Origin of the sequence: Comamonas sp. SCN 65-56 (genome assembly GCF_001724135.1) — a bacterium.
Classification (GTDB): Bacteria; Pseudomonadota; Gammaproteobacteria; order Burkholderiales; family Burkholderiaceae_C; genus Comamonas_C.
The window spans coordinates 1-8,877 of the sequence record NZ_MEDS01000039.1; the positions used below are offsets into that span (position 1 = coordinate 1).

Sequence of the window (8,877 nt, forward strand, 5' to 3'; positions counted from 1 at the left end):
CCTGGATTGCGCAACGCGAAATCGACATCCTCCTGCTCGGCACCGGGACGCGGCTGCGCTTCCCGCCGCCGTCGATTACCCGCCCCCTGATCGAAGCGCGTATCGGCCTGGAAGTGATGGATATCGGCGCCCTGTGCCGCACCTACAACATCCTCGCTGCGGAAGGCCGCAATGTCGGGGCAGCCGTACTGATCGAGCCGGCCTGAACGCGCGCCCGGCCGTTTGCGGCCACTCGATCGCCCCTCTTTCTGACCTCTACGTGCACGGCGGCGGCCTGTCCGCCCCCTCCGCTTTGCGGACAATCCGTTTTATGCAATCGATCCCGCCTGACAAAAACGGATTTTTCATTGTTTTTTCCCCACACAAAATGCCTGAATCCGCACGCCGGACACCTGTCATCCATCAAAATAAATAACGCAATCCATTGTTTCATATAAACAATAATGACAAACCCCCTGTCATTCGCCATACCTATACAAGCTATTGGTTATGGCTATCGAAAATTGTCTTGACCCGAAGAATTCGCCTCGTTTAAAAACGGGCCATCAGGTGCCCGGCTGGCTTTGCAGCTGCCCGGGATAAACGGGAATCAGGTGCGCGGCAAGTTGCCGTAATGCCTGGGCTGCCCCCGCAACGGTAAGCGAACCCAAGATTCACCCGGCCGTTTCACCCACAAACGGCCAGCCACTGATGCGCGACGTGGTTTCGACCAAACGCGCGGACGCATCGGGAAGGCGGTGTTTCGGGCATCCGCGAAATTTTTCACGGATGCCGTGCGCAAGCCCGGAGACCGGCCTGTCGATCCTGCGTGCCCGAACGGGTACGCGGGCTTACCGCAACAGACCGCCTGCGGGGAGCGGGGGGCGACAGACGATTTCTGCAGCGCGCGGCCCGCCGTGCGCAAGGACAGGGTGTGTCGCTGCTCGCGTCCAGGCGGCCGAAACAAGGACGCGCCATGAAATCTCCGAAATCTTCCGCTGCACTGCCCGCAGAATTCTTTCCACGCCCCCTCTCCTATGCACTGGCCGCCGCATTGTTCGCGCCGCTGGGTGCGGCGGAGGCACTCGCCCAGAACGTGCTGCCTGCGGTCGAAGTGACGGCCGAAGCCATCGATGAGGGCCTCGGCCTGGCCCAGCGTTCTTCCAGCGGCAGCCGTACCGGGATCGCGACGCAGGACCTGCCGGCGAGCCTGGAGCAGGTGGACGAGCAAACGCAGAAACAGCGCGGCGATTACGATGTGGTGGACGCAATCACCCGCTCCACCGGCCTGACCGCCATCGGCACCGGCGGCAACGGCGGCCTGGCCTTTTCAGCCCGCGGCTTCGCCGGCGTGAATTCCGTCGGCGTGGCCGAAGACGGGCTCCGGCTGGGCGTCGCGGCCGGATCGGTGACCTATCCGAGCGACACCTGGGGCTACGAGCGTATCGAGGTGCTGCGCGGCCCCGCCTCCATCGTGTACGGCAGCGGCACAGCCGGCGCGACCATCAATGCCGTGCGCAAGCAGCCCAGCCGGGAACGTTCGAGCGAAGTGCTGCTGGGCATCGGCGAGCACGGCACCGCACGCGTCGGTCTGGGCACCACGGGCGGAATCGGCGAAACGGCCAGCTACCGGGTGGATGTCTACGGCCACTACACCGACGGCGAGCGCGACCTGGGACGGGCCAAGGGCGGCAAACTCATGAGCACCCTGCGCCTGCAGCCCGACAGCGATCTGCGCTTCGAACTGCTGGCAGACATCAGCGACCAGCAGCCGGAGCGCTACTGGGGCACACCGACCGCGAACGGCCGCGTGGTGGAAAGCCTGCGCGACGAGAACTACAACGCCAGCGACAGCATCATCCGTTACGAGGACCGCCGCCTGCGCGCCCGCGCCGAATGGAAGGCCACCGCGGGGCTGACCCTGCGCAACGAGGCCTACTATTTCAAGGCCGACCGTCACTGGAAAAACATCGAGTCCTACAGCTACGACCCGCTGGCCGGCACGGTGGACCGTTCCGACTACCTCGAAATCCGGCATGATCTCGAACAGATCGGCAACCGCCTGGAAGCCGCGATCCAGGCCGATGCGCACAATCTCGTGTTCGGCTGGGAAGTCTCCTCGGCCAGCTTCACCCACAGCAACAACTCGCCCTACGGCGGCGCGTCGACCGTGTCCGCCACCAACCCCGTACACGGCACCTGGGCGAGCCCGGACCCGACCCTGCCCAAATTCGACACCGACACCACACAGCACGCCCTCTACCTGGAAGACGCCTGGCAACTGGCCGACGACTGGCTCCTGCTGGCGGGCATCCGCCGCGACGTATACGACGTCTCGCGCACCGAACGGATCGCCGGCACGCCCTTCGACAAGACGCTGGGCAGCACGGCCTGGCGGCTGGGCCTCACGCACCACCTCACCGCCGCCACCAGCGTCTACGGCCAGGTCAGCCAGGGCTCCGACCCGGTCACCAGCATCCTGACGCTCAACCTCGCCAACCGCAATTTCGACCTGACTTCCGCCCGGCAGGCAGAAGCGGGCATCAAGCAGCGCATCGGCAACGGACTGGGCGAGTGGACCGCGGCGGCCTACCGCATCGAAAAGGACGACATCATCACGCGCGACCCGGTCACGCCGTCCATATCCGTGCAGGGCGGCAGTCAGCATTCCCAGGGGCTGGAACTCAGCGCCGTGATCACGCCCGCGCCCAGATGGCGGCTGGAGGGGAACTACGCCCTGGTCGACGCCAAGTTCGACGAACTGATCGAAGCCGGCGGCGCCAATCGTGCGGGCAACCGGCCCAGCAACGTACCCCGGCAGGTCGCCAACCTGTGGGCACACTACCGTCTCGACAGCTGGCAGCTTTCGCTGGGCGGCCGCTACGTGGGCGAACGCTTCGGCGACAACGCCAATACGGTGACACTGCCGTCTTACGTCGCAATGGATGCCGCCCTGAGCTGGCAGGTCGACCCCCGCACGACGCTGCGCATGCTGGGCCGCAACCTGACCGACAAGGTCTATGCGGACGCAGCCTATGGCGGCAATCAGTACGTGCTGGGCGAAGGGCGGCGCATGGAGCTCGTGGCCGAATTCAAGTTCTGACCGGTCGCCGATGAGCCGCACACGCCATCCACGCCGTATGGCCGATGCGCCCGGTCGGGCACGTCGGGGGCTCGGCCGCCTGGCACTGGGCCTCGGCGCCGTCGCGCTGGCGGCCTGCTCGCCGGGCGACCCACCCGGTCCGGCCCCGGGGCCGGATGGAGCGCCGGGTCCCGTTACCGTTCAGGTCTGCGGCGAGCCGGTACGCTACGACCGTGTGCCTGAGCGGGTCGTGACGCACGACGTCAACATCACCGAGCTTTTTCTCTATCTCGGACTGGGCGACAGACTGGTCGGCTACAGCGGCATTCCCGCCACCAAGGCGATTGCGCCGGAATTCCGCGCGCAGCTGGACCGGGTGCCCAATCTGTCGAGTCACGAGATGAATCTGGAAACCCTCGTCGGCGCGCACACCGATTTCGTGTTCGGTGGCTGGAGCTATGGCTTCCGCGAGAACGGCGTGACGCCCGACAGCCTGCGGGCCTACGGAATCGCGTCCTACATCCTGACCGAATCGTGCATCCGCAAGCAGCCGCGTACGCGGGTTTCGGTCGAGGACACCTTCGCCGACATGCGCAATCTGGGGCGCATCTTCCGCATCGAAGCGCACGCTGAGGCACTGGTGGCCCGCCAGCAGGCCGAACTCGCGGAAATCGCGCAGGCACTCGAAGGCATCCGCCATCGCCCCAGGGTCTTTGTCTACGACAACGGCGTCGAAGCGCCCACCACCTCCGGACGCTTCGGCATGCCGCACGCGATGATCGAGGCCGCCGGCGGCCGCAATATCTTCGACGACATTCCGAGCAACTGGCCCAAGGGCAACTGGGAAGATGTGGTGGCGCGCGATCCGGACTGGATCGTCATCGTCGACTACGACCAGCCCGGCCCGCAGGGCAAGATCGATTTCCTGCTCGGCAAACCGGAGCTGGCGAACGTGACCGCCATCCGCAAGCGGCACTTCGTGGTGCTGCAGTACGCGGAGGCGACGCCGGGTCCGCGCAACGTGGCGCGCACCCGCACGCTGGCCCACGCCTTCCATCCTGAACGCCTGCCCTGAGCCGCCATGTCCGCCTCTTCCTTCGTCGCCGCCTCGCCGCCGTCCCTGTTTCTGGCCCAGCGCCAGCGCATGACGCTGCTGCTGACAAGCCTGTCCGGCCTGCTGCTGCTGTCGCTCACCTTCAGCATCACGATGGGCCCGGTCGACATCTCGCCGGCCGCGGTCTGGCAGATCACCCTGCACAAGCTGGGCGCGCTGGTCGGGCTGGATATCATGCGGGGCGACTGGACCACCGCGCAGTACAACATCGTGTGGCTGATCCGGCTGCCGCGCGTGCTGCTCGCCGCACTGGTGGGCGCGGGACTCGCGGTGGTCGGCGTCACCATGCAGGCCATGGTGCGCAACCCGCTGGCCGACCCCTACCTGCTGGGCGTCTCGTCCGGGGCTTCGGTGGGCGCGGTCTGTGTCCTGGCCTACGGTGCGCTCGGCTTCGCGGGTGGCTACGCCCTGTCGCTGGGGGCGTTTGCCGGCGCGCTGGCGGCCTGCGTGGCGGTGTATCTGCTGGCGCATTCCAGCGGCCGGCTACTCGCGCCGCGCCTGATCCTCGGCGGCGTCGCCATCGGCTACTGCTTGAGCGGCGTCACCAGCCTGATCACGCTCACCGCCGGCCAGCGCGAACTGGCCAACGCCGTGCTGACCTGGATACTGGGCAGTCTGGCAGGCACGCAGTGGTCCGACCTGGGTCTGCCCGCGGTCGCGCTGATCGCCGGCACGCTCTGGCTGGCATTGCAGGCGCGCGCCCTGAACGCGCTGCTGTCTGGCGACGATACGGCCAGTACGCTGGGCGTGGACACGACCCGCGTGCGGCGCAGCCTGTTTCTCGTCGTCTCGCTGCTGACCGGCGTGATGGTGGCCGTCAGCGGCGCGATCGGCTTCGTCGGCCTGATGATCCCGCACATCACCCGCATGCTCGTCGGTTGCGAACACGGCCGGGTGCTGCCGGTCTCCATGCTGATCGGCGCCATCTTCCTGATCTGGGTCGACGTATTGGCGCGCATCAGCTTCGCCCCGGCGGAAGTGCCCGTGGGCATCTTCACCGCGCTGCTTGGTGGCCCCTTCTTCGTCTGGCTGCTCTACCGGCAGCGCCTGCCGGCAGGCATGGGCCAGTGAAACTCCAGACGCAGGCCCTCTGCTGGCAATCGGCCGCCGCATACATCGTACGGGACGTGTCCCTGCACGTGGCGGAAGGCGAGCTGGTCGGCCTGATCGGGCCAAACGGCAGCGGCAAATCCACCCTGCTGCGCATGATCTACCGGGTGCTGCAGCCCACGAGCGGCGGCGTCACCGCCGACGGCCACGACATCTGGCGCCTGTCTGCCCGCGACAATGCGCGCCGCATGGCGGTCCTCGCCCAGGAGGACGGCAGCGAATTCGGCTTCAGCGCGCGCGAGGTCGTGCTGATGGGCCGCACCCCGCACAAGACGCCGTTCGAACGCGACAGCGAGTCCGATCTGGCCCTGGTCGATCAGGCCCTGCGGCGGGTCGGGGCAACGCATCTCGCGGATCGCACGTTCGCCACGCTGTCCGGCGGCGAAAAGCAGCGCGTGCTGATCGCCCGCGCGCTGACGCAGCAGGCCGGGCTGCTGGTGCTGGACGAACCGACCAACCATCTCGACGTGCGCTACCAGTTCGAGATCATGAACCTCATCCGCAGCCTCGGCACCAGCGCCATCGCCGCGCTCCACGAACTGCACATCGCGGCGCACTACTGCGACCGGCTGTACCTGCTCCAGGCCGGGCAAATCGTCGCCCATGGCACGCCGGCACAGGTGCTCACGGCCGAAACCATCGCGGCAGCCTACCGCGTGCGGGCACACGTCCATCTCCATCCACACAGCGGCAAGCCGCGCATCGATTTCCTGCCCGATGACCCTCTCTGACCCGACACACCGCACCGCCGTAATCCTCCTCAGCCGTGGCGGCAACGGCCCTGCAGCCGCGGAAGAACTGCAGACGCTGCAGGAGCGGATGCGTGCGCTGCTGCCGGACTGCAGGGTGACGGGGGCCTACGTGGACCGCGCAGAGCCTTCGCTGCCCCAGGCGCTGGATGCGTGCGGACCGGTCGGGCGCATCGTGGTGCAGCCCGTGTTCGTGCCGGGCGACCACGCGCTGGAACGCTGGCTGCGCAAGGTCGCCCTGCGCTGGCGTCACCGCCAGCCGCGGCCGGAGGCCACGCCCGAGATCGTCTTCGCTCCCGCGCTGGGCGGACTGGCCGGGCTGGCGGATCTGCTGGCACAGGCCCTGCACACCGCCGCCGGCTTGCCGGACGTGGCGAAAACCGCCTCCGCACGCTGGCAGCACGACCCGGTCGCCTGGTCCGACGTGCCGGTGCACGAACGGCATGTGCTGGTCTGCATGGGACCGCGCTGCACGGCGCTGGGCGCGGGCGCGCTGTGGCATCGCCTCGTCCGCAGGCGACAGGACGACAGCGCGCTGCGCAAACACGCGATGGTCCTGCAGACCGGTTGCCAGTATCCCTGCAACCACGGCCCGCTGATGATCGTCTACCCGGACGGGCTCTGGTACGGCCGTCTGGATGCGGCCGCGCTCGACCGCATCCTCGACGAGCACCTGCCGGCCGGCACGGTGGACGAAGCCCATCTCGTGCACCGCACCGGCTGACCGGCGGCATTCAGCCCGGCATCACCTGCGCGAAGCTGGCAATCGCCTGGAAGTCGCCGCATGCCTTGTCCGGTTGCCGCGAATCCGGATTGCATACGGCGAGCAAGTGCGCAATGCCATAGGCGCGTGCACTTTCCAGTACCGGCAGGCTGTCGTCCACGAACAGCGTGCGCGCACGGTCGAAAGGCTCAACGGTCTGCAAGCCCTGCCAGAAATCCGGATGCTCCTTGGGCAGGCCCAGACCGTGCGAGGAAATCAGCGCATCGAACCAGGCATCGAGCCTTGTTTCGCGCATCTTGAGATCGAGACTCCTGGGATGGGCATTGGTCACCATCACGACGCGCCGGCCCGAATCGCGCAGGGCCTTAAGAAAGGCCGGCACGTCGGGCCGCACCGCGATGAGGTGCAGCACCTCTTCCTTCAGCTGCATCACGTCGAGCGCGAGCTCGCGCGTCCAGAAGTCGATGCAGTACCAGTTGAGGGTACCGGCATGGCGTTCGTAGTGCCGGATCAGGCGTTCGCGCGCGACGGCTTCGTCCAGCCCGTGGTATTCGGCGTAGCGGCGCGGCATGTGCTCGCGCCAGAAATGGTTGTCGAAATGAAGATCGAGCAGCGTGCCGTCCATGTCGAGGAAGACGGTGTCGATCCGGGCCCAGTCGATCATCGCATCGCCTCCACGTGCGCGGCGGCGCTGCGGCCGAGCGCGCCGAGGTCGTAGCCGCCTTCGAGCACGGAGACGAGGCGGCCCTGTGCGTGGCGGTCGGCCAGCGCGCAGAGCGTCCGCGTGATCCAGGCGTAATCGTCTTCCAGCAGGTTCAACCCGCCGAGCGGATCGTCGCGGTGCGCATCGAAACCGGCAGACACGCAGATCAGCTCGGGCCGGAAGGCGTCGAGTCCCGGCAGCACATCGCGTTCGACGGTTTCGCGAAACCGCCGGCCGTCGGCCCCGGCCGGCAGCGGTACGGGCACATAGCCTGCGTGCGGCTGCACCCCGCTGTGCGGATAGAAGGGATGGCGGAAACTGGACAGCAGCAGCACGCGCGTCTCGCCGCGAAAGATGTCTTCGCTGCCGTTGCCGTGATGAACGTCGAAATCGACCAGCGCCACCCGCGCGAGGCCATGCACGGCGAGCGCATGATGGATGCCGACGGCGGCGTTGTTGAACAGGCAGAAGCCCATCGCGCGGTCGGCCTCGGCATGGTGGCCGGGCGGCCGCACGTTGCAGAAGGCGCGCTGCGCCGCGCCTGCCATCACCGTGTCGACCGCACGCACGGCCGCGCCCGCCGCCGCGCACGCGGCATGCCAGCTATGGGGGGTGAGGCCGGTGTCCGGGTCGAGCCAGGTCACGCCCTGTTCGGGCACCGCGGCGCGCACGGCATCGACGTGGGCCTGGGTGTGGGCGCGCGCCAGCTGTTCCGGCGTGGCGTACGGCGCTTCGATTGCCAGCAGCTCGCCGAACCAGGGTGCGGCACGCAGGGCCGCATCCACGGCCTGCACACGTTCGGGGGATTCGGGATGCCAGGGTCCGACGTCGTGTTTCGCGCAGTCGGCGTGCGTCAGGTAGGCGACGCGCGGCATGGCATCAGAACAGCTGGTCCTTGGATACGCCCCGCCGGCGCAGTATCTGCCGGAGGATGCGCAGCGACTCCATCTGGATCTGCCGCACGCGTTCGCGGGTGACCTGCAGTTCGATCGCCAGGTCCTCCAGCGTGCAAGCCTCGCAGTTGTTGAGCCCGAAACGGCGCTCGATCACCCAGCGCTGCTTGTCGTTGAGCTGTTTCAGCCATTCGCGGACGTGATGCTCGATCTCGTCGAGCTGGAGCATCTCGTCGGGCAGATGGGCGTTGTCGTCGGCGATGGCCTCGCCGAGCGAAAGCGTGGGATCGACGTCGAGCGGCGCATCGAGCGAAGCCACCCGTTCGTTCAGCTGCATGATGCGGCGCACGTCCTCGACCGGATGGCCGGTGAGCGCGGCGATGTCCTCGCTGGTGGCGTCGGTGACGCCGTGCGTCTCCAGATGGCGCTGCGCCCGCAGGTAGATGTTGAGTTCCTTGATGACGTGCACCGGCAGGCGGATGGTGCGCGACTGGTTCATGATCGCGCGCTCGATGTTCTGGCG

The 8,877-nt window shown here is 67.5% G+C and carries 9 protein-coding genes and 1 riboswitch; of the genes, 6 read left to right on the top strand and 3 right to left on the bottom strand.

Annotated elements, in window-relative coordinates; all coding sequences use genetic code 11:
• From ABS45_RS17080 to ABS45_RS17105, 6 genes are all read left to right on the top strand, one after another.
• A partial coding sequence (locus ABS45_RS17080) for an MTH938/NDUFAF3 family protein (protein ID WP_291558025.1) occupies window positions 1-206 on the top strand: 206 nt, incomplete at its 5' end.
• A gap of 324 nt (window positions 207-530) precedes the next feature.
• A riboswitch (cobalamin riboswitch) is annotated at window positions 531-814 on the top strand.
• 141 nt (window positions 815-955) lie between these two features.
• A complete protein-coding gene (locus ABS45_RS17085; protein WP_291558031.1) occupies window positions 956-3,082 on the top strand; it encodes a TonB-dependent receptor in 2,127 nt (708 codons plus the stop codon).
• Window positions 3,083-3,119: 37 nt separating this feature from the next.
• A complete protein-coding gene (locus ABS45_RS17090) occupies window positions 3,120-4,136 on the top strand; it encodes an ABC transporter substrate-binding protein (protein WP_291558033.1) in 1,017 nt (338 codons plus the stop codon).
• A gap of 6 nt (window positions 4,137-4,142) precedes the next feature.
• Complete coding sequence (locus ABS45_RS17095; RefSeq protein ID WP_291558036.1) at window positions 4,143-5,246, top strand: iron ABC transporter permease; 1,104 nt, start codon at window positions 4,143-4,145, stop codon at window positions 5,244-5,246.
• Window positions 5,243-6,016, top strand: a complete 774-nt coding sequence (locus ABS45_RS17100; RefSeq protein WP_291558039.1) for an ABC transporter ATP-binding protein — start codon at window positions 5,243-5,245, stop codon at window positions 6,014-6,016. Before ABS45_RS17095 ends, ABS45_RS17100 begins: the two co-directional genes overlap by 4 nt.
• The gene (locus tag ABS45_RS17105) at window positions 6,003-6,758 is read left to right on the top strand and encodes a (2Fe-2S) ferredoxin domain-containing protein (RefSeq protein ID WP_291558041.1); all 756 of its coding nucleotides are present in this window, start codon (window positions 6,003-6,005) and stop codon (window positions 6,756-6,758) included. The genes ABS45_RS17100 and ABS45_RS17105 overlap by 14 nt, the downstream gene beginning before the upstream one ends.
• Before the next feature lie 10 nt (window positions 6,759-6,768).
• Here the strand turns inward: ABS45_RS17105 and yrfG are convergent, their stop codons facing one another.
• The 3 genes from yrfG to ABS45_RS17120 form a co-directional block, all read right to left on the bottom strand.
• Window positions 6,769-7,422 carry a GMP/IMP nucleotidase gene (yrfG, locus tag ABS45_RS17110; RefSeq protein ID WP_291558044.1) on the bottom strand — a complete coding sequence of 218 codons (654 nt, stop codon included), beginning with the start codon at window positions 7,420-7,422 and terminating at the stop codon, window positions 6,769-6,771.
• Window positions 7,419-8,336 (bottom strand): histone deacetylase family protein, encoded by a 918-nt coding sequence (locus tag ABS45_RS17115; protein ID WP_291558048.1) that lies wholly within the window; start codon window positions 8,334-8,336, stop codon window positions 7,419-7,421. The genes yrfG and ABS45_RS17115 overlap by 4 nt, the downstream gene beginning before the upstream one ends.
• Before the next feature lie 4 nt (window positions 8,337-8,340).
• Window positions 8,341-8,877 (bottom strand): sigma-70 domain-containing protein (locus tag ABS45_RS17120; protein WP_291558051.1); only part of this gene is annotated, 537 nt, incomplete at its 5' end.